Source organism: Pseudomonas sp. 9AZ (assembly GCF_902506525.1).
GTDB classification, from domain to species: domain Bacteria; phylum Pseudomonadota; class Gammaproteobacteria; order Pseudomonadales; family Pseudomonadaceae; genus Aquipseudomonas; species Aquipseudomonas peli.
Genome location: NZ_LR733840.1, coordinates 2830137 through 2848017 on the forward strand (window position 1 = coordinate 2830137; position 17881 = coordinate 2848017).

Sequence of the window (17881 nt, forward strand, 5' to 3'; positions counted from 1 at the left end):
TTCAAAGCACCTCTTCTACAGCTTTTTCCTGGGTCAACTTGCCCAGGTTGGCGAGAATCAGCAGGGTCGCGCCTACCACCGTCAGGTACACGCCCAGGTCAAACAACAGGGCGGTAGCCAGCTCAATTTCTCCGACCAGCGGGATATGGAAATGACCGAAGGCGGAGGTCAGGAACGGCCGATCAAACAGCCAGCTGCCCAAACCCGTCAGGCCGGCGATCATCACGCCGAGACCCGCCATGCCTTGGTAGTTCAATGGCAGGCGCGATTGCGTCCACTGCACGCCGCTGGCGACGTATTGCAGGATCAGCGCCACGGCCGTCACCAAACCGGCAATAAAGCCGCCACCGGGCAGGTTATGGCCACGCAGGAAGATAAACACCGAGACCAGTAGCGCCATCGGCAGTAGCACCCGCGACAAGGTGGCGAGGATCAGCGGATGGCGGTCCCGCGCCCAGTTGCGGCCTTGTGCATCGACCTTGGGTTGGAACAGGCGCAAACCATCAAGCAACGCAAAGATGCCCACGGCCGCAATCGCCAGCACAGTGACCTCACCGAGGGTATCGAAGCCACGGAAGTCCACCAGAATCACGTTGACCACGTTGGTGCCGCCGCCGCCCGGTACGCTGTTCTCCAGGAAGAACGCTGAAATGCTGTCGTACGGCCGCGTCAGCACGGCGAATACCAGCATCGCCACCATCACCCCACTGCCAACCGCCAGGGTGAAATCGCGCAGGCCGCGCAGGCTGCTGGACTCGATGCGCGTCTGCGCCGGCAGGAAGAACAAGGCGAGCATCAACAGGATGATGGTCACCACCTCGACCGAGAGCTGGGTCAGGGCCAAATCCGGCGCCGAATAGCGGGCGAAGGCCAAGGCCACCATCAGACCGACCACGCTAAGCATCAACAACGAAACCAGACGCTGCCGGTGGAACACCACCGTTACCAGCGCGGCAAACGCCATGATGCCCAGCCCCAGAGCAGTGATGCCGTCAATCTCGGTCATCGCCACCGGCCCACTGATCTGCGGCAAGGAGCTCAGCCCCTGAGTCACCACCAACAAGGCGGCCGCCAGCAACAGTGCCAGATAGCGCTGCAGCGAAGCATTCTCCAGCCATTGGGTAAAGCCACTGCACGCCTTGACCAGCAACTGTATGCCGCGCTCAAAGATCAACTTGGCATCCACACTCGGCAGCCCGGCATACCAACGGAATAGCGGCTGGCGGAACACGTACACCAAAATCCCGCCGAACAAGGCAATAAAGCTCATCAGCAGCGGCAGGTTGAAACCATGCCAGATCGCCAGACTGTAACTTGGCACATCACCGCCCAGGGTGGCGGAAGCGGCAGCAGCCAGCAAAGGTGCCACGGTATAGGCCGGAATAATCCCCACCAGCAGGCAGAGGAACACCAGAATCTCCACCGGCACTTTCATGTAGCGCGGCGGTTCATGCGGCGGGTAATGCGGCAGGTCGACCGGCTCGCCGTTGAAGAACACGTCGTGGATAAAGCGCAGCGAATAGGCCACCGAGAACACCCCGGCCAATGTGGCCGCCGCCGGAATTACCCAGTTGAAGCTGCCCAGCAGGTGCTGATTGAGCGTTTCGGTAAAGAACATCTCCTTGCTCAAGAAGCCATTGAGCAACGGCACCCCGGCCATCGCCGAGGCTGCCACCATCGCCAGAACCGCCGTGTGCGGCATGTACTTCCACATACCGTTGATGCGCCGCATATCGCGGCTACCAGTTTCGTGGTCGATGATCCCTGCCGCCATAAACAGCGAGGCCTTGAAGGTGGCGTGGTTGATGATATGGAACACCGCTGCCACTGCCGCCAGGCGGGTGTCCAGGCCGAACAACAAGGTGATCAGGCCCAGGTGGCTGATCGTTGAATAGGCCAGCAAGCCCTTGAGGTCATGCTGAAACAGGGCCATCCCGGCACCAACCAGCAAGGTCACCAGGCCGGTGATACTGACCAGGTAGAACCACCACTCCGACCCCGCCAACGCCGGATACAGACGCGCCAGAAGAAACACCCCGGCCTTGACCATGGTCGCCGAATGCAGATACGCCGAGACCGGCGTCGGCGCGGCCATGGCATGGGGCAGCCAGAAATGGAACGGGAACTGCGCCGACTTGGTGAACACGCCCAGCAGCACCAGAATCAGCGCCAGCGGGTACAGTTCATGGGCGCGGATCGCATAACCGGCCGCCAGCACCTGGGATAACTCGAAACTGCCGGCGATATGGCCGATCAGCAGAATCCCGGCGAACAATGCCAGACCACCGCCGCCGGTCACGGCCAAGGCCATGCGCGCGCCTTTGCGGGCATCCGAACGGGCGCCCCAGAAACCAATCAGCAGGAACGACGACAGGCTGGTTAGCTCCCAGAACATCAGCATCAGCAGCAGGTTTTCCGACAGCACCACGCCGAGCATGGCGCCCATAAACAGCAAGAGGAAGGCGAAGAAGCGCCCCATCGGCTCTTTCTTCGACAGGTAGTAACGCGCGTAAAGAATGACCAGCAGGCCAATGCCGAGAATCAGCAGGGCAAACAGAAAGCCCAAGCCATCGAGACGCAGGCTGAGATTCAAGCCCAGGGCCGGTAACCACTCCAGCTTGACCTTCAGCAGCTCGCCAGAGAACACCGCCGACTGCTGCGAAAGCAGCAGTACCAGAGCCATCAGAGGCGCCACCCCGGCCGCCGCGGCGCAGGCGGAGCGGCCCAGACGCTCGGCCAGTAATGGCAGAAAAATGCCGAGAAATGGCAAGGCGATGATCAGCGCAAGCGTCATAGAAAAACCCCTTAATACGAACCCAGCACGTTCCCGTACCCGGCTGACTCCCTAACCTGCTTACTGGCGGCCCGCCACAGCACTGACCGAAGCCGCACTCACACAAAAGTATTGCACCGCGGCGTTACGAGCGCCTGCCGGGACAACAGCGAGCGCGATTATCCATAACTATCGGTCAATCGTCATGGATAGAATTATTACTAAACACTCCGTTTTCCGCGAAGTCGCCTGAAAATCCCTTAAAACACGGATAACCATCTGGTTTATCTAGAAAAAAGGCAATAAAAAACCGGATCAGTCAGCACTGATCCGGCCTTTTCAAAACTCAGTGAGAAACGCGGCTGGTGCCATTTACCGTCAGGATGCGCACGCGCTCGCCAACGCGGAAAACCTGATTTTCTTCAACGGCCTGAACATAGGCACGCATGCTGCCATCGTCTTCGCGGACGGTGATTTCCACACCTTGGGTGCGGGTCAGCCCTTCCTCGGTCATCGCGCCGAGCAAACCACCGGCCACTGCACCGATCACGGCCGCCACGGCACTGCCGCGACCACCGCCCACACCACTGCCGGCGACACCGCCGATAACCGCACCGGCACCGGCGCCGATTGGGGTCTTGGTGCCTTCGATCTTGACTGGGCGCAGTGCTTCGATGGTGCCCATGCGCACGGTCTGCACGGTTCGCGCCTCATCACGCGAGTAGGTGTCACCAGTCAGGCTGGAGGCGCAGCCGCCCAACAGGGTCAGCACGGCAAACGAAGCGGCCAACAGAACAGGGTTACGCATGATCATTTCTCCAGTTAGGCAGGTGTTCATTAAACCGCCTGCGCAGCTTAGCTGTCACCCGCCAATATGCAGCAAATCTTTACCCAAGCTGCGATGCAGAGCGTTAGCGCGACACTACGCCGCGTGCAACCTCAATACCCAATCAGCCTAAGCTAAGACTTGGCTTGGAGGACTTATGGATTACTTTATCGTCGTCATCACCAGTGTGGCTGGGCTGTACTTCCACTGGTGGCTGTATGTGCGAATCAAACGCTGGATGGACCGCGACCTGGCGTTATCACTGGCGGGCGACTGCGCAGCCAGACGCAGCTATATGCTCACTCGCCTGGCTGAAGCCCAAGCCGCCGGTATCACGCGCAGTAACCTACCCGCCTGGCTTGAGCAAGCCGCCAGAGAATACGCCGGCGACTGCTGAGAACTCAGGGAGCCAAACGCTCGCGGAGCCAGTTGGTGCCCTGCAAACGGAAGTTGAGGCGGTCATGCAGACGACTGGAGCGACCTTGCCAGAACTCGATGCGCTCCGGCAGCAGGCGATAGCCACCCCAGTGCGGCGGGCAATGTGGCGCGCGATCCAGGAAGCGTTGTTCGGTCTCTTCAAGCAGGGCTTCCAGCTCAGCACGATCGGCAATCACCCGACTCTGCGGCGAGGCCCATGCCCCCAGTCGGCTGCCCAGCGGACGCACCTTAAAGTAAGCATCACACTCATCGGCCGTGACCCGCTCAACACGCCCCTCAATGCGCACCTGACGCTCCAGGCTGGGCCAGAAGAAGGTCATGGCGGCAAAGGGGTTGGCAGCCAGATGCTGACCTTTGGCGCTGTCGTAATTACTGAAGAAGGTGAAGCCGCGCGCATCCAGCCCCTTGAGCAACAGCACCCGGCAGTGCGGGCGACCGTCGGCATCAACGGTCGCCAGGGTCATGGCATTGGGTTCGACCGGTACCTGCTCGGTTTTCACCGCCTCGGCAAACCACTGCTCAAATAACGCAAACGGCTCGAGCGGCGCCTGCGTTTCGCTCAAGCCATCACGGGTGTAGTCACGGCGCATATCAGCCAGGGTTTGAGTCATGGGCACATCCTCTCGAACAGATGGTGCCTAGCTTACCCGCGAGCGCTCTATTTGGCTTGATCTGCGGCAACACGCCGCGACAAAGCCCTTACTGGCTTTTGGCGGGCTTATCGGCCTTGGCGACAGTTTTGGCGTTTTTGTCTGCTACGGTTTTGCTGGCCGCGACTGCTGGGGCGGGAGCCGCTGCCGGCTGGCTGTATTTGGCGATAAGCGCGTTCAGGGTGGCTTTCGAGGTCAGGAGAATTTCCACCCGGCGATTCAGCGCACGGCCTTGTTGGCTGTCGTTGGCCGCACGCGGCATGTCCGAGCCCAGGCCCTTGACCATTAAACGGTTCTGCTTGAGCCCGCTAAGGCGGAAAATCGAGGTAAATGCACGGGCGCGTTGCTGGCTAAGATCACGGTTGGCGTTTACTTCACCGCTGCTGTCAGCATGGCCGAGAATCAACACCCCGATGGTTTCATCACTTTCCAGCAACTTGGCCATGCGGCTCAGCGGGGCCAGGGTGGCTGGCAGCATCATGTGCGGACGATCCGGGTTGAAGGAGCCCTGCACCGGCGCAGTGACCACCAGCAGATTTTCCCGACGCTCAAACTCGAAATGGGTGCCTTTGATCGCTTCACGCACCTTCGGCTCGTATACATCCAACCAGGCCTGAGTCACTGCCGGCGGCGGCATTGGCACCGCTTTCGGCGCGGGCTTTTCGGATTTCTCGAAAAGGCTGCAACCGCTGATCAGTACACACAAAGCGATGGCGAGAGTTTTGTTGGCGAGCATCGGGTATCCACACGTGGTAAGCAAAAAGAAGCCAGTCAGTGGCCCGCGCGGGCGGCGGGCCAAACCATGTTGCGCAGCAGTTTAGCCGAGCTGGCTACAAACAATCAGCCAATAGACGCGCAAGTTTCTGCGCACGGGGGTCCATCAAGACGAACGGTCCTAGGTTGTTGGTGACAAACCCGAAGGCCACATCCCGATCCGGGTCGGCAAAGCCAATGGAACCGCCGGCTCCAGGGTGACCAAAAGCGCGCGGCCCCATGCCATAGGTGGCGTTGGCAACCTCGGGCTGATCCAGCATGCACCCCAAACCGAAGCGGGTGCGGGTCAGCAGGGTCTTGTCTTCACCGACCGCGTGTTCACGGGTCAGCTCGGCCAGCAACTCGCTTTCCAGCAACTGACCATCCAGCAGACCGCTGTAGAAACCGGCCAGACTACGGGCATTGCCATGGCCATTCGCCGCAGGCTGCTGCATGCGCCGCCACTCAGGCTTATTGGTACTGGTCATGATCGACGGCGGGTTGGTAAAGGCCCGCGTGCTCATGGCCGCTGGTTCGCTCATCATGGTTTTGAGCAGACGCTGGGCTGCGGCGTCGCCAAAGTTGCCCTTACCACGGGAGATGATCGCCACCCGGTCGAACTCTTCGTCGGCCAGACCGACATGAAAATCCAGACCCAGTGGTTTGGCCGTGCGCGCGACGATGGACTCGCCCGGCCCACGCCCCTCAACTCGGCGCAAAACCTCACCCACCAGCCAGCCATAGGTGATCGGCGCATAACCGTGGCCCTCACCCAATGGCCACCAAGGCTGTTCGGCGGCCAGAGCCGTGGTCATCGCATGCCAGTCGTATAAGGCTTCGGCCGGCAACATCTCGCGCAAGGCAGGCAGCCCGGCCTGATGGCTGAGCAAGTGACGCAGGGTGATCTTGCCCTTGCCGGCGTCGCCGAACTCGGGCCAGTAGCGTGCGACTGGCGCATCCAGTTCCAGCTTGCCCTCGCCCACCAGTTGCAAGGCGGTGACTGCAGTAAAGGTCTTGGTACAGGAGAACAGGTTAAGGATGGTGTCGCTGTGCCAGGCCTGCTGACCCTCCTTGTCGGCAACCCCGGCCCACAAATCCACCACGGTTTCACCGCCGACCTGCACGCAGAGCGCCATACCGCGCTCCTGTGGCTCATCGAACAGTGCCGCAAAGGCGTCTCTCAGCGCTTCGAACTTGAGGTCGAAATAACCCTGTATCTGCACCACCCTGCCCCCTTTTTATACTCGGCCAAATGTTCGGCAGATTGTTTCAGCTCTGACGCCTGCGGTGAACCCAGCACAAGGCTGGTAATCCTACTATCAGCTAGGCGAATAGCCGTTTACGGGGCCGCAGGAACTGGCGCAGTAACAGGCTTGAGCAGCGTTTTAGGCACATCGAGGTTGGCTTTGCGCACGGCTTTGACAAAGCCATCCCAAGGCCGGTCGGTAATGGCGACCAGGCCCAAATGACCATTCTCGCCATCCAGCAAACGCCCGGTAACCGGCTGATCGAGGTACTGGAACCAGTGCAAGCCCACGATCTGCGGCTCTTCCAGGGCCTTGGCCAGGAAATGCGCATAGGCCGGGCCACGCTCTTCTTCCTTATAAACCTCGGCAACACCGCCCCAGAACGGCCCACGGTCACGCGAGCCGAAGTGGAACTCGGTGACCATCAGCGGCTTGTCCAGCTGGCGCAGCATGGCGAAGTCATAACCGTGCTGCGGCTCACGGGTATAGAAGTTGAAACTCAATACATCGCAGAACTCGGCGCAGGCATTCACCGCCTCGGGAATACTGCTGGCGAAACGTCCGCCCAGCAGCAGGTGATTGGGCGCGTGCCAGTCGAGCGAGTCGGCAATAGTCTTGAAGTAGGTCTCGGCATATAGACGCAAGAATGCCTGCATGTCTTTCTCGATGGCCGGGTACTCGGCGCTTGGCAGCGGCGCCTTAAAGCCCGGATCTTCCATCAGCTCCCAGGCCGGCAGCTCGATACCCCAGGCGCGAGACAGGCCATTCTGATTGCGATACTTGTCGCGCAGCTGCTTGAGGAAGGCGCGCTTGGCCGGCACATCGGTGGTCAGGCGCAGCGTGGCGTAGGCCAGGGCGTAACGGCCGTTGGGGTCATCCGCCGGGCCAGCCCAGGCCAATTCGTTATCGGCGAAATAACCGAGCAGCCAGGGATTGTCGCGGTGATCGCGCGAGGCAATCGCCACAGCGCGCTCGGTGGCCATGGCAAAACGCGGGTCGAATGGATCAGGCATCGCGCCCCACCAATCAACGCCGGTGCTGATAGTGGCGTAATCGCCATGAATCGACAGCGGGATGCTGAACGGCATGCGGGTATCGCTGCCAAAGGCCGGCTCGCTCCAGTTCCCTAGGGTATTGAAACCCCAGGCCTGCAAACGATCCTGGCTCAGCGTACGCCAGGCCGCGGGGTCAACCTGGCCATAGCTGCGCTGCAGGTTGGCCTTGTAGAAATCGAACCAGCGCCCGCTGGCAAAAGCCCGGCCCTGGTTGGCGCCGGTGTCGCTGCGGCTGTCGGACGTGCCGAAATAGGCCGCCAGCGCCTCACCCGGTTGTGGCAAGCCGGCAAACATCGCCTCACGCCCCTCGACGTAAGTAGCGCTCTGCTGCGCAGTGACCGCATTCACGCCTAGCGAGTAGAACGGATGGCCCTCTGGCGTTACCAGGTACCAACGGCCGTCGCGTTTCTCGGTGCGAAAGAAGCCGCTCGCCTCAAATGGCATCCCACCGGTCCAGCCTGCAAACTTGTCCTGCGCAGGGCGTTCAGCCAGCCAGGTATGCAATTGCTTCTGCTCTTGAGCCACAGCCTGCTGCAATTGCTCGTCGTTCTTGACCTTGCCCGGCCAATCAGCCCGCGAGTACTGGCCGTAACTGTCGACGATGCCAGCATAGGCCGCCGCCGAAAGTGGCTCGGCGTTCACGCCAAACTGGCTGATCAGAATATGTTGCGCAGCTTTCGGCTGCGGCATGGACAGGGTAACCGCGCTGACCTTGCTCAGGTCCAGCGCACCCGTGACGGTGTCCGCCAACAGCAGCCGCTGGCCCTTGTGCGTCCAGGGCATCGGTACACCGGCGCGCATGCCGTGATCGCGGTGCGACGTGGCTTGTAAGGGTATCAACAGGGTTTGCGCGGGACCGGCAGGCAGGGCAATGCGCGCACTCAAGCGTTGACCATCCGTGCTCTCGATCAACACATCCAGGGTCAGCGCCCAATCCATGGCGTTCTGCACACGCAGGCTCATTTGAGTTTGCTGCGACCAGTCCCAGCTGCCGCTTTGCGGAGTAAGCTTCAAACTCGGCTGTGCAGCGGTGTGAAAGGTCACACGGCGTAGCACCTCGCCTTGCGGCGTCGGTTCGCCAATGCGATTAGGCAGGTCAGCATCTTGCGTGGTGACCTGCACAGCATCCATCGGCCGCACAAAGTTGAACAGCTCCTGCGGCTCTTTCGCCATGGCTGCACCGATAAAGCCCGCGAGCGCTGATACCAGAACAGCCGTTTGCAGCCTGCGCTTACCCTTCACGAACCACACTCCCCCATTGTTTCAACCACCTTGGGCAGCAATGCCCAAGGCCAAATTCAGGTCCTGATGTGAACCAGGACGTTGTTTACGCGTCACTTGGAACCGACATGGCGCGATGAGTTGCCAAGCCAGTGAAGTGTTAACTGATTTCCCGACGAAATGGCGGTAAAGCATTAAGAATCGACTTGCCGTAGCGCTGGGTGACCACACGCCGGTCCAGCAACGTAATAATGCCGCGATCCGCTTCGGTACGCAGCAGTCGGCCGCAGGCCTGCACCAGACGTAGCGAAGCATCCGGCACGGCAATCTCCATAAAGGGGTTGCCACCACGTGCTTCGATCCACTCGGCCAAGGCCGCTTCCACAGGGTCATCCGGCACGGCGAAGGGTATCTTGGCGATCACCACGTGCTCACAATAGGCACCCGGCAGGTCGACACCCTCGGCAAAACTGGCCAAACCAAACAACACGCTTTCTTCACCGCTGTCGACCCGCGCCTTATGTTTGTTCAAAGTTTCCTGTTTTGACAGATTGCCCTGGATAAACACCCGCTTGCGCCAGTCACGCTCTAGGCCGTCGAAAACTTCCTGCATCTGCTTGCGCGACGAAAACAGCACCAGGGTGCCGCGTGAACCCTCTACCAGACCAGGCAGCTCGCGAATAATCGCAGCCGTGTGCGCCACCGCATCACGCGGATCGGCGTTCAGGTTGGGCACCCGCAGCACACCGGCGTCGGCATGATGGAACGGGCTCGGCACCACGGTGGTAACCGCCACTTTCGGTAAACCGGCGCGCATACGGTAGCGATCAAAGGTGCCCAGCGCCGTCAGGGTGGCCGAAGTCACCAGGGCGCCATAGGCGACATTCCACAGATTACGCCGCAGGGTTTCCGCCGCCAGGATCGGGCTGGCGTTAACCTCGATATCAAACAGTGCACCGCTATCGGCCAGGGTCAGCCAACGCGCCATGGGCGGGCTTTCCTCCGGGTCTTCAGCGGTAAAGGCTAGCCACAGCTCCCAATTGCCCTTGGCCCGCGCCAGCAGGCTGCCGAACAGCGGGTACCATTCCTCAGCCTGGTGACTGGCGATACCGACAGAGCCCTCACCATCCATGGCCTCCTTGAGCTGTTCCGTTACGCCAGTGAACAGATCATTGAGCTTGGAAAATCCCTTTTTCAGCTCCAGACCCAGCTCGGTCAAGTGCTCCGGTACCACACCGCCGATAAAGCGATGGCGCGGCCGCTCGCGGCCCTGCATATCCTCGCCCGGTTTGAAATCGGCCACCTGCTCACAGGCGGCGAACATAAATTGCTGCTGGGTTTTGAGCTCCCGCGCCAGTTCCGGAACCTGCTCGATCAGCCTGCCTAGATCCCCGGGCAGCGGATTTTGTGCCAGCAACTTGGTCAGGTTCTTGTCGATCTGGGTCAGCCAATCGGCAGTCGAGCGCAAGCGGGTGAAGTGGGCGAAATGGCCAATGGCCTTGTCCGGCAGGTGATGGCCTTCGTCGAACACGTAAAGGGTGTCGCGCGGGTCCGGCAGCACCGCACCGCCGCCCAGGGCCAGGTCAGCCAGGACCATGTCATGGTTGGTGACGATGACGTCCACCTTGCCCATGCCCTCGCGTGCCTTGTAGAAGGCGCATTGCTGAAAGTTCGGACAATGGCGGTTGGTGCATTGGCTGTGATCAGTGGTCAGTTGCGACCAGCGCGTGTCTTCCAGCTCTTCCGGCCAGCTGTCACGGTCGCCGTCCCATTTATTGCCGGCGAGTTTTTCGATCATCGTGGTGAACAGCTTCTGGCTCTGTTCATCCACATCGATCTTGAAGCCTTCTTCCTCGAACAGCTGGGCGGTGGCGCTTTGCGCCTGACCTTCCTGCAACAGGATATCCAACTTGGACAGGCACAGATAACGCCCTCGGCCCTTGGCCAGGGCAAAGCTGAAATTCAGGCCGCTATTGCGCATCAGGTCCGGCAGATCCTTGTGCACGATCTGCTCTTGAAGGGCTACGGTGGCCGTAGCGATCACCAGGCGCTTGCCCGCCGCCTTGGCAGTGGGAATCGCCGCCAGGCTGTAGGCCACTGTTTTGCCCGTACCGGTACCGGCCTCGACCGCTACGACGGCAGGGTCACCCAGGCGACGGCCTTCGTCGTCCGTTTTAATCGCCCCCAACACTTTGGCAATTTCGGCAATCATCAGGCGCTGGCCATAGCGCGGCTTGAGCGACTTGGCCTCGAGGAAACGGGAGTAAGCGCCCTGGATCTGGGACTTGAGTTCGGTACTGAGCATGGGGATTTTGACGCGAAAAGGCTGGATAAATTTTCAGTGTTTGTAATCGGCGGCTATCATAGCGCGCTAATCGATCCAGCGCTGAATCGCTTAGGCCCTGTTTACGAACTCGCGAGCGAGAGCCTGTTTCTATCGCAGCAGGGCCGACGCGCCGCAGATCGCAAAAAGCGCCTCAACTAAACAGGAGTGCCTGCATGACCCCATACGCTTTCGTCTACAGCCTGCATCTGCTCGCAGCCCTGATCTGGGTGGGCGGTATGTTCTTCGCGTGGATGATCCTGCGCCCAGCCGCAGTCGCCGCACTGGAAGCCCCACCGCGCCTGAAACTCTGGCTGGAGGTCTTCCCACGGTTTTTCTACTGGGTATGGGCGGCGGTGATTGTGCTGCCGGTCACCGGTGTAGGCATGCTGCACCTGCGCTTTAGCGGCTTCGATACCGCACCGCGCTACGTGCACATCATGATGGGGCTGTATATCGCCATGCTGGCGCTGTTTCTGCGGATTCAGGCACTGCAACTACCTGAGTTACGACGCGCCGTGGCGGCAGAAGATTGGCCGAATGGTGGCGCCGTGCTTGGGCGTATTCGACGACTGGTTGGTATCAACTTGTTGCTGGGATTGTTGGTGGTAACAATCGCGGGCCTGCGCCCTTCGCTCTAAACCTACTTACACAGCCGCTGCTTTCGGGCAGCGGCTGGCCCTCAAAGCAGCTTAGAACTGCACGATATTCAGCGCACCTGCAGGGCCTGGCTCACCAGCCCGCCCTGCTTGCCCTGGCTTGCCGTCGCGAGCGCCATCGGTGCTGTACAACCAGCAACCCTTGCTCACGCCGCCTTGACCGCCTGCACCAGGCGCGCCCGGCTGACCGCCACTGCCGCCATCCAAACGCACCTGTACCTGCTCAACAGGGAAATCCTGTGGCACTTCCAAGCGCACCTGCGCACCGGCAGCACCCGGCTGGCCGTCGCCCCCATTTAAACCATCATGACCGCGACTGGCTTCACCCCAGGTGCAGCCACCTGGCTTGCCATCAGCACCAGCCAGACCTGCATAGCCTGGCGCACCTGTGCCGCCGCGGGCATCCAGCACTAAATTTTCCAGGGTAACGGCCTGCAGTCGCAGACTCAGGTTGCGCCCCGGCAGCGCCGGCTTTTCAGCACTGCCGCGTGCGCCACGCGCGCTGATCTGTGCGCCACTGGCAATATCGGCGGTTTCAATTTCAAGCCGCAACACCTGATCACCAGGGGCAATCGCCAGCCGTGCATCACGCCCCAGGTGCAGCTGTGCGACACGAATTTCGGTCAAGCCGGATGGAATCAGCAAGGTGCCATTATCGGCAATCGCCAGACGGTCTAACAGCAACACGCTGGTAGTGCTGGGTAGACGCATAACCGCATGGGAATCAACTTCAATCACCGCCTGGGCTAATGCCAGCGGACTGAACAGCGCAGCGAGGACGATGAGCTTACGCATTTTCGGCCTCCATATGCTGCGCTGGCTCAGGCTCGGCTACTGGCTCAGCGGGCAGCCCAAGCAACTGAAATACGCCGAACAGCATGACGTGCACACGCTCGTGAGCCGGTTTGGGGCAAGCGGCGATGCGCTTGCTAAAAAACCACAGTTCAAGGGCATGGATCAGCAGAATAAAAGCCCCAGCGCCGTTCAACAGCAGCGCAAAGGGTTGTGCAAAGGGCTGCAGCAGGTTTGCCAGTACAACACCCCAGAATAATGCCGTCAGCACCTTACCCAACGTCAGAAATACCTTCATATCCGCCCCCGGCAGTTTTTTATTTCGCTGCACCTTATCTGCTTTGGGAGTGAGCTGCCAGAAGACCAGTAAAAACCATGGGGAACGAATGCCTTCACAGCTTTTACTGGTTTAAAACTACGCTTCGCTGTTAGGCCGTTGCGAACATAGCAGATGGCTTCGCAACGGCCTAACAGCGGATCACGTCGGTTACGGCTGCGCTTCAACCTCCGCCTCAACACGACGATTAATTGCACGCCCGGAGTCAGTATCGTTATCCGCTACCGGTCGCGATTCACCATAGCCGACCGACGAAACCCTGCTGCTGTCGATACCATGTTGATTGACCAGTACATCACGCACAGCATTCGCCCGCCGTTCGGAAAGTCCCTGGTTGTATGCATCACTGCCCACCGCATCGGTATGCCCTTCAACAGTCGTGGTGGTTTGCGGGTACTGCTTCATGAAGTCAGCAAGACTTTTGATATCGGCCTGGCTGTCTTCTTTAACGTCGGACTTGTTGAAATCGAACTTAACATCCAGCTCTACCCGAACCGACTCCACCATTTCAATGGACTCAGGCTCTGCTTCGGCAGGCGTACCGGTATATTCCTTGATCGGGCAGCCGTTATGGTGAACCGGTGTATTAGGCGGGGTTCCTGGGCAACGGTCACGGCGGTCAAACACGCCGTCGTCGTCTTCATCACCATCCTGGGCGTAGCAAATCAGCGTGCCAATGACCGCACCGGCCACCGCTCCACCTGCTGCCCACGTAGAACTTTCGATTGCGCCCAGACCTGCACCGGTCAGACCGCCAATCGCACTGCACAGGGGCCAGTTCCCTTGGTTGAGCGGCGCATCTCCCGTACTGGAAGTTGTGACGCAACCTGAAAGAACACTGCTGACCAAGAGAATGGGGGCTAGCCCCATGATGGATCTAACTCTCATGGTAGGAATCTCCTGTAATACCGGCTACTGCCGGTAACTTAGGAGTAAAGACCTACCCTGGAAGCTACACAAGCCAGACCCCTAGAGGGCCTGGCTTGTTTTCTTCAGAACGTCTGGAGTCAGACGATCAAGGACGAGCTTCTACTTCTGCTTCTACGCGGCGGTTCACGGCACGACCATCAGCGCTGGCGTTGTCCGCAACCGGACGAGTTTCGCCATAGCCCACAGCGTTAACGCGATCGCTACCTACGCCGTACTGGTTAACAAGTACATCACGCACCGCATTGGCACGACGCTCGGACAGGGTCTGGTTGTATGCGTCGCTACCGACGGAGTCGGTATGACCTTCAACCACGGTGGTGGTTTGTGGGTATTGAGTGAGGAAGTCAGCCAGGTTTTTGATGTCACCGTAGCTTTCTGGTTTGACCTGAGCCTTGTCGAAGTCGAACTTGACGTCCAGCTCTACACGTACGGCTTCAGCTGGTTCAGCAACGACAACCTCTTCAACCACTTCTTCAACCACAACAACCTGCTCATCGCTGGCGCCATGAACCCAGCAATAAGCAGCAGCCATACCGGCACCTACGACGGCACCACCACCGGCCCACGAGGAGCTTTCAATAGCGCCCAGAGCAGCACCACCTACACCGCCGATTGCGGCACAGGTTGGCCAATCCGTTTTTTGTAGCCCGGCACAACCGGTCAAAAAGGTACTCGCGACAATCAGGGGTAATGCTTTCCTGGTGATGCTCATATATACGTCTCCTATTGGTAAATCGGCAAAAACCGATACTGACGAAGTAAAGACGCCAGTAACAAAATATGCCAGAGAATATGCAAACACATTACTAGCACGATCCGCACTAGGCCGCATTACTGCAGCACGTTAGTCTCTGCACACTTGAGCGAGGAGCCGTTATGCCTGCAACCCCATCCACCCGAACACCCCAGCAAGCCCTTGCCGCCCTGTTGGCACGCTACACGCCAGAACGCCTGTTGGTAGTCGGTAGCCGAAAACTACCTGCCATTGAAGCATTTATCCAGGCTCATCCAAGTTGCCACTTGGTGCACGCGGATGCAGGCGTTCTATCTAATGAAGTAGCCGCCCAACGTTTCGATCTGGCTCTGATTGTCGACTGCCTTGAACACCTGCCAAAACGTACCGGACTGGAGCTGCTTGGGGGAATTCGCAACCTGAATGCCAGCCGAATGGCTGTGCTGGTCGATCTGCAGGCCTGTGAGTGGCAAGCAACCGACTTCTTTGCCTTGGCTCTTCAGGCTAGTGAGCGTTTCCAGCGCGATGAGCAGACGCTCAATCTATTCACCTACGACCTGCTGGAATACAAGCAAGTACCTGACTGGCTGAACGCCAAGTTCTGGGCCAACCCGGAAAATTTTGGCAAGTACTGGTGGTAAAGCCATGAGCAGCACACCTTGCCCATGCGGCAGCGACCAACCGCTGGCATCCTGCTGCGGTCGTTATCACGCAGGCATTCCAGCCCCTAGCGCAGAAGCGTTGATGCGCTCACGCTATAGCGCCTACACCCTGGGACTGATCGATTACCTGGTGCGCAGCACACTTGCCGCCCAGCATGCTGGCCTCGACCGTGACGCCATCCTGGCCTGGAGCCTGGACAGCACCTGGCTCGGGCTTGAGGTTGAAGAAGCGCAGCTTATCGAAGGCGAACCGCAGCACGCCTACGTCACCTTTAACGCGCACTGGCGTGATGAAAGCGGCACACACAGCAACCGCGAACGCTCGGCATTTGTGTGCAACAACGGCCACTGGTATTTCATTGACCCTACTGTTGAGCTGAAACTTGGCCGCAACGATACCTGCCCGTGCGCCAGTGGACTGAAATTCAAGAAGTGCTGCGCGAGTTATTTCTGATCACTGACACCCAGTGTTTAGCCGAGAGCCTCCTCCTAGGACTCTCGGCGCATTGCAGGCTAGTCCTGCAGTTTCAGATGGGAAATATCCGGTGGTGGTCCGGCTGGGGCTTTTTTAGCCTCGCCCATGTCGCTGCCGGACGGCGCCAAGCTGAACTGCGACAGGTCTAGGGCTGGCGCCTGCACCTGCGGTTTGCCGTCCTGAACGTCGTCGCCCAGTGGCGCAATGCCAAAATCCGGAGCATCAACTTCGCTAAATGCGGCCATGTACTCATCTCGCGGCGCGACCTTCAGGCGCCCAGCAGGCTGGCCACTTCCCGCCTGCACTGATGCAGCAGCCGGAGACACAATCGGCGTGACGGCCATCGCTGGCGGCGCAGTCAACTCGATTTCCTCGATCTCATCATCCAGGCAAGCCACTTCAGCCACGGCGCCCGCCCGCTCTAGGGTCGAGCGATATTTTTCCGCACCCACTGCATCCAAGTTGCTTTTGATCACGATCCGTCGCCCCGAGAACAGCAACGCCAGGCGCTGTTCATCCGCTTGAAACAGCTTGGCCAGGTTGGCCTGCACCAGTTCCAACTGGGCACCCGGAACCAGCTGCGCACTGAAGGCAATTTCGTAGCGAGCCATGGTCATACTCCTGTCCTATTCGTTGCTCAGTATGGCGCAGGTTTTTTTACCGTCACAACAGGTGGCAGCCAAGCACTTGCTTGTTACACTGATGCGTCATTCGGAGTATGCAATGTTTTATCAGGCGCAAACGATAAGAATTCTCAGCCTATTGATGTTTTTTGGCCTTCTGTCAGGCCTTAGCGGATGCTCCTCTCCAGGCGATCTGAAGTCGCCTGAAGTACGCCTCGTTAAAGTCGACGTCGTTAAAGCCAAGCTGTTGGAGCAGCATTTCACGCTGCGCTTTCGCATCGATAACCCCAATAATTTCAGCCTGCCTGTCCGCGGGATGGACTATTTGGTGCACCTGAACCAGGTCAAACTGGCTGAAGGCGAATCGAGCGTTTCATTTACCGTTCCGGCCCATGGCCACCACAACTTTTCCATACCGGTGCGCACAAACCTTTGGCGCCACCTGCGACAGATCGTCAAGGCCCTGGATAAACCGGACCAGCCCATCCCTTACCGCCTACAAGGTGCAGTAAAAACCGGCTGGCTGTTCGGACAGAGCGTGCACATGTCGCGCAATGGCGAGATAATTCCCGGCGATTACATTCCGGAGTAACTCGCATGACCCAGCAAGAACACGTCCACGGCCCTGACTGCAACCACGACCACGATCACGCACACAGCCATGATCACGGCCACGTGCATGGCCCGCACTGCAACCACGGCCACCAGGAACCTGCGCGCAACGCCCTGAAAGACGTTGGCCGCAACGACCCATGCCCATGCGGTAGCGAAAAGAAATTCAAGAAATGCCACGGCGCATAAGCCTGTGATGAACAACCTCACGCTACTTGTCCTGCTTGGCAGTGCTGTATTGATTGCCGCGCTCGCGCTCTACGCCCTGCATCTGTGGCGGCGAGTCTGGGCCCAGGAAAAAATCCAGACTCAGGCACTCAATACACAGCGCGAACGCATTGGTGGTGATCTGCGCATCCTTGCCAGCTGCTTACTTGAGGGTCAGCTTCCGCTGATTGAAGGTGCTATTCGGATCAAGGTATTGCTGGATAACTACGACAGCAGCCTCAGTCAGGACCCGCGCTGTGAGGTTTTTCACTTGCTGTTCACCGCCACCGCCCAGGTGCCGACCCACGCCGACTGGAAAGCGCTTGAAAGAAGCGTACGCCGTCAGCATGAGCAACGTTTCAGTGAGCTTGAGTTGCAGCACAAGGCAGCCGCCCGCGCCGCCGCTCGTTGGCTGCTTGATGAGGCTTTACCGCCGTTGCGGCAAAGCGCCTGACTCACTCGCCATGCGCCTTGTCAGGTGCATGGCGGCTGGCTAACTTAATACCTCCTCACCTGCGCGCTTACGCTTCTGGAAAGCGCACACCCCAACCGACCGTTTTCCATC

General features: G+C 59.4%; 18 protein-coding genes and 1 pseudogene. 7 read left to right on the forward strand and 12 right to left on the reverse strand.

Annotation, left to right across the window (positions count from 1 at the left end; all coding sequences use genetic code 11):
• Position 1: 1 nt before the first annotated feature.
• Complete coding sequence (locus ALTER154_RS13245) at positions 2-2794, reverse strand: monovalent cation/H+ antiporter subunit A (protein ID WP_160087749.1); 2793 nt, start codon at positions 2792-2794, stop codon at positions 2-4.
• A 325-nt stretch (positions 2795-3119) separates the two neighbouring features.
• On the reverse strand, positions 3120-3581 hold the full coding sequence (locus ALTER154_RS13250; protein WP_090254068.1) for a glycine zipper domain-containing protein: 462 nt from the start codon (positions 3579-3581) through the stop codon (positions 3120-3122).
• A 175-nt stretch (positions 3582-3756) separates the two neighbouring features.
• Here ALTER154_RS13250 and ALTER154_RS13255 point away from each other — a divergent pair, with 175 nt between their 5' ends.
• On the forward strand, positions 3757-3996 hold the full coding sequence (locus ALTER154_RS13255) for a hypothetical protein (protein ID WP_160087751.1): 240 nt from the start codon (positions 3757-3759) through the stop codon (positions 3994-3996).
• A gap of 4 nt (positions 3997-4000) precedes the next feature.
• Here the strand turns inward: ALTER154_RS13255 and pdxH are convergent, their stop codons facing one another.
• The 5 genes from pdxH to dinG all read right to left on the reverse strand — a co-directional run bounded on the left by pdxH (position 4001) and on the right by dinG (position 11268).
• Positions 4001-4648 carry a pyridoxamine 5'-phosphate oxidase gene (gene pdxH / locus ALTER154_RS13260; RefSeq protein WP_160087753.1) on the reverse strand — a complete coding sequence of 216 codons (648 nt, stop codon included), beginning with the start codon at positions 4646-4648 and terminating at the stop codon, positions 4001-4003.
• 88 nt (positions 4649-4736) lie between these two features.
• Positions 4737-5423, reverse strand: a complete 687-nt coding sequence (locus ALTER154_RS13265; protein WP_090252426.1) for an OmpA family protein — start codon at positions 5421-5423, stop codon at positions 4737-4739.
• 94 nt (positions 5424-5517) lie between these two features.
• Positions 5518-6663 (reverse strand): serine hydrolase domain-containing protein, encoded by a 1146-nt coding sequence (locus ALTER154_RS13270; protein ID WP_160090120.1) that lies wholly within the window; start codon positions 6661-6663, stop codon positions 5518-5520.
• A gap of 116 nt (positions 6664-6779) precedes the next feature.
• Complete coding sequence (locus ALTER154_RS13275; RefSeq protein WP_160090122.1) at positions 6780-8915, reverse strand: beta-agarase; 2136 nt, start codon at positions 8913-8915, stop codon at positions 6780-6782.
• 208 nt (positions 8916-9123) lie between these two features.
• Positions 9124-11268 carry an ATP-dependent DNA helicase DinG gene (dinG, locus tag ALTER154_RS13280; protein ID WP_160087755.1) on the reverse strand — a complete coding sequence of 715 codons (2145 nt, stop codon included), beginning with the start codon at positions 11266-11268 and terminating at the stop codon, positions 9124-9126.
• A gap of 194 nt (positions 11269-11462) precedes the next feature.
• Here dinG and ALTER154_RS13285 point away from each other — a divergent pair, with 194 nt between their 5' ends.
• Positions 11463-11927 (forward strand): CopD family protein, encoded by a 465-nt coding sequence (locus ALTER154_RS13285; RefSeq protein WP_160087757.1) that lies wholly within the window; start codon positions 11463-11465, stop codon positions 11925-11927.
• Positions 11928-11978: 51 nt separating this feature from the next.
• On the opposite strand, the gene ALTER154_RS13290 is transcribed toward ALTER154_RS13285, so the two are convergent.
• From ALTER154_RS13290 to ALTER154_RS21050, 4 genes and pseudogenes are all read right to left on the reverse strand, one after another.
• Positions 11979-12740 carry a collagen-like protein gene (locus ALTER154_RS13290; protein WP_160087759.1) on the reverse strand — a complete coding sequence of 254 codons (762 nt, stop codon included), beginning with the start codon at positions 12738-12740 and terminating at the stop codon, positions 11979-11981.
• Positions 12733-13035 carry a DUF1145 domain-containing protein gene (locus tag ALTER154_RS13295; protein ID WP_160087761.1) on the reverse strand — a complete coding sequence of 101 codons (303 nt, stop codon included), beginning with the start codon at positions 13033-13035 and terminating at the stop codon, positions 12733-12735. Before ALTER154_RS13295 ends, ALTER154_RS13290 begins: the two co-directional genes overlap by 8 nt.
• 189 nt (positions 13036-13224) lie before the next feature.
• Positions 13225-13962: an OmpA family protein gene (locus ALTER154_RS13300; protein WP_160087763.1), complete on the reverse strand. Its 738-nt coding sequence runs from the start codon at positions 13960-13962 to the stop codon at positions 13225-13227.
• Positions 13963-14089: 127 nt separating this feature from the next.
• Positions 14090-14443, reverse strand: a pseudogene (locus ALTER154_RS21050) (OmpA family protein); the annotation flags it as partial.
• Between the two features lie 437 nt (positions 14444-14880).
• Between ALTER154_RS21050 and ALTER154_RS13310 the strand changes: the two are divergent.
• Together ALTER154_RS13310 and ALTER154_RS13315 are read left to right on the forward strand one after the other, a co-directional pair.
• Complete coding sequence (locus ALTER154_RS13310) at positions 14881-15378, forward strand: DUF6231 family protein (protein WP_160087767.1); 498 nt, start codon at positions 14881-14883, stop codon at positions 15376-15378.
• A gap of 4 nt (positions 15379-15382) precedes the next feature.
• Positions 15383-15853: a YchJ family protein gene (locus tag ALTER154_RS13315; protein ID WP_160087769.1), complete on the forward strand. Its 471-nt coding sequence runs from the start codon at positions 15383-15385 to the stop codon at positions 15851-15853.
• A 59-nt stretch (positions 15854-15912) separates the two neighbouring features.
• Here ALTER154_RS13315 and ALTER154_RS13320 read toward each other — a convergent pair whose 3' ends face one another.
• A complete protein-coding gene (locus ALTER154_RS13320; protein ID WP_160087771.1) occupies positions 15913-16485 on the reverse strand; it encodes a hypothetical protein in 573 nt (190 codons plus the stop codon).
• Between the two features lie 112 nt (positions 16486-16597).
• On the opposite strand from ALTER154_RS13320, the gene ALTER154_RS13325 reads away from it, so the two are divergent.
• The 3 genes from ALTER154_RS13325 to ALTER154_RS13335 are packed head-to-tail and all read left to right on the forward strand — an operon-like array spanning position 16598 to position 17770.
• Positions 16598-17089 (forward strand): LEA type 2 family protein, encoded by a 492-nt coding sequence (locus ALTER154_RS13325; RefSeq protein ID WP_090252400.1) that lies wholly within the window; start codon positions 16598-16600, stop codon positions 17087-17089.
• Positions 17090-17094: 5 nt separating this feature from the next.
• Positions 17095-17298 carry an SEC-C metal-binding domain-containing protein gene (locus ALTER154_RS13330; RefSeq protein ID WP_160087773.1) on the forward strand — a complete coding sequence of 68 codons (204 nt, stop codon included), beginning with the start codon at positions 17095-17097 and terminating at the stop codon, positions 17296-17298.
• Positions 17299-17305: 7 nt separating this feature from the next.
• The gene (locus ALTER154_RS13335) at positions 17306-17770 is read left to right on the forward strand and encodes a DUF2489 domain-containing protein (RefSeq protein ID WP_160087775.1); all 465 of its coding nucleotides are present in this window, start codon (positions 17306-17308) and stop codon (positions 17768-17770) included.
• Positions 17771-17881: the final 111 nt, after the last annotated feature.

Excerpts from the sequence above, each read along its gene's own strand:
- ALTER154_RS13245 (WP_160087749.1), bottom strand. The coding sequence starts at position 2,794 with ATGACGCTTGCGCTGATCATCGCCTTGCCATTTCTCGGCATTTTTCTG.
- ALTER154_RS13250 (WP_090254068.1), bottom strand. The coding sequence starts at position 3,581 with ATGCGTAACCCTGTTCTGTTGGCCGCTTCGTTTGCCGTGCTGACCCTG.
- ALTER154_RS13255 (WP_160087751.1), top strand. The coding sequence starts at position 3,757 with ATGGATTACTTTATCGTCGTCATCACCAGTGTGGCTGGGCTGTACTTC.
- pdxH (WP_160087753.1), bottom strand. The coding sequence starts at position 4,648 with ATGACTCAAACCCTGGCTGATATGCGCCGTGACTACACCCGTGATGGC.
- ALTER154_RS13265 (WP_090252426.1), bottom strand. The coding sequence starts at position 5,423 with ATGCTCGCCAACAAAACTCTCGCCATCGCTTTGTGTGTACTGATCAGC.
- ALTER154_RS13275 (WP_160090122.1), bottom strand. The coding sequence starts at position 8,915 with ATGGCGAAAGAGCCGCAGGAGCTGTTCAACTTTGTGCGGCCGATGGAT.
- dinG (WP_160087755.1), bottom strand. The coding sequence starts at position 11,268 with ATGCTCAGTACCGAACTCAAGTCCCAGATCCAGGGCGCTTACTCCCGT.
- ALTER154_RS13285 (WP_160087757.1), top strand. The coding sequence starts at position 11,463 with ATGACCCCATACGCTTTCGTCTACAGCCTGCATCTGCTCGCAGCCCTG.
- ALTER154_RS13290 (WP_160087759.1), bottom strand. The coding sequence starts at position 12,740 with ATGCGTAAGCTCATCGTCCTCGCTGCGCTGTTCAGTCCGCTGGCATTA.
- ALTER154_RS13295 (WP_160087761.1), bottom strand. The coding sequence starts at position 13,035 with ATGAAGGTATTTCTGACGTTGGGTAAGGTGCTGACGGCATTATTCTGG.
- ALTER154_RS13300 (WP_160087763.1), bottom strand. The coding sequence starts at position 13,962 with ATGAGAGTTAGATCCATCATGGGGCTAGCCCCCATTCTCTTGGTCAGC.
- ALTER154_RS13310 (WP_160087767.1), top strand. The coding sequence starts at position 14,881 with ATGCCTGCAACCCCATCCACCCGAACACCCCAGCAAGCCCTTGCCGCC.
- ALTER154_RS13315 (WP_160087769.1), top strand. The coding sequence starts at position 15,383 with ATGAGCAGCACACCTTGCCCATGCGGCAGCGACCAACCGCTGGCATCC.
- ALTER154_RS13320 (WP_160087771.1), bottom strand. The coding sequence starts at position 16,485 with ATGGCTCGCTACGAAATTGCCTTCAGTGCGCAGCTGGTTCCGGGTGCC.
- ALTER154_RS13325 (WP_090252400.1), top strand. The coding sequence starts at position 16,598 with ATGTTTTATCAGGCGCAAACGATAAGAATTCTCAGCCTATTGATGTTT.
- ALTER154_RS13330 (WP_160087773.1), top strand. The coding sequence starts at position 17,095 with ATGACCCAGCAAGAACACGTCCACGGCCCTGACTGCAACCACGACCAC.
- ALTER154_RS13335 (WP_160087775.1), top strand. The coding sequence starts at position 17,306 with ATGAACAACCTCACGCTACTTGTCCTGCTTGGCAGTGCTGTATTGATT.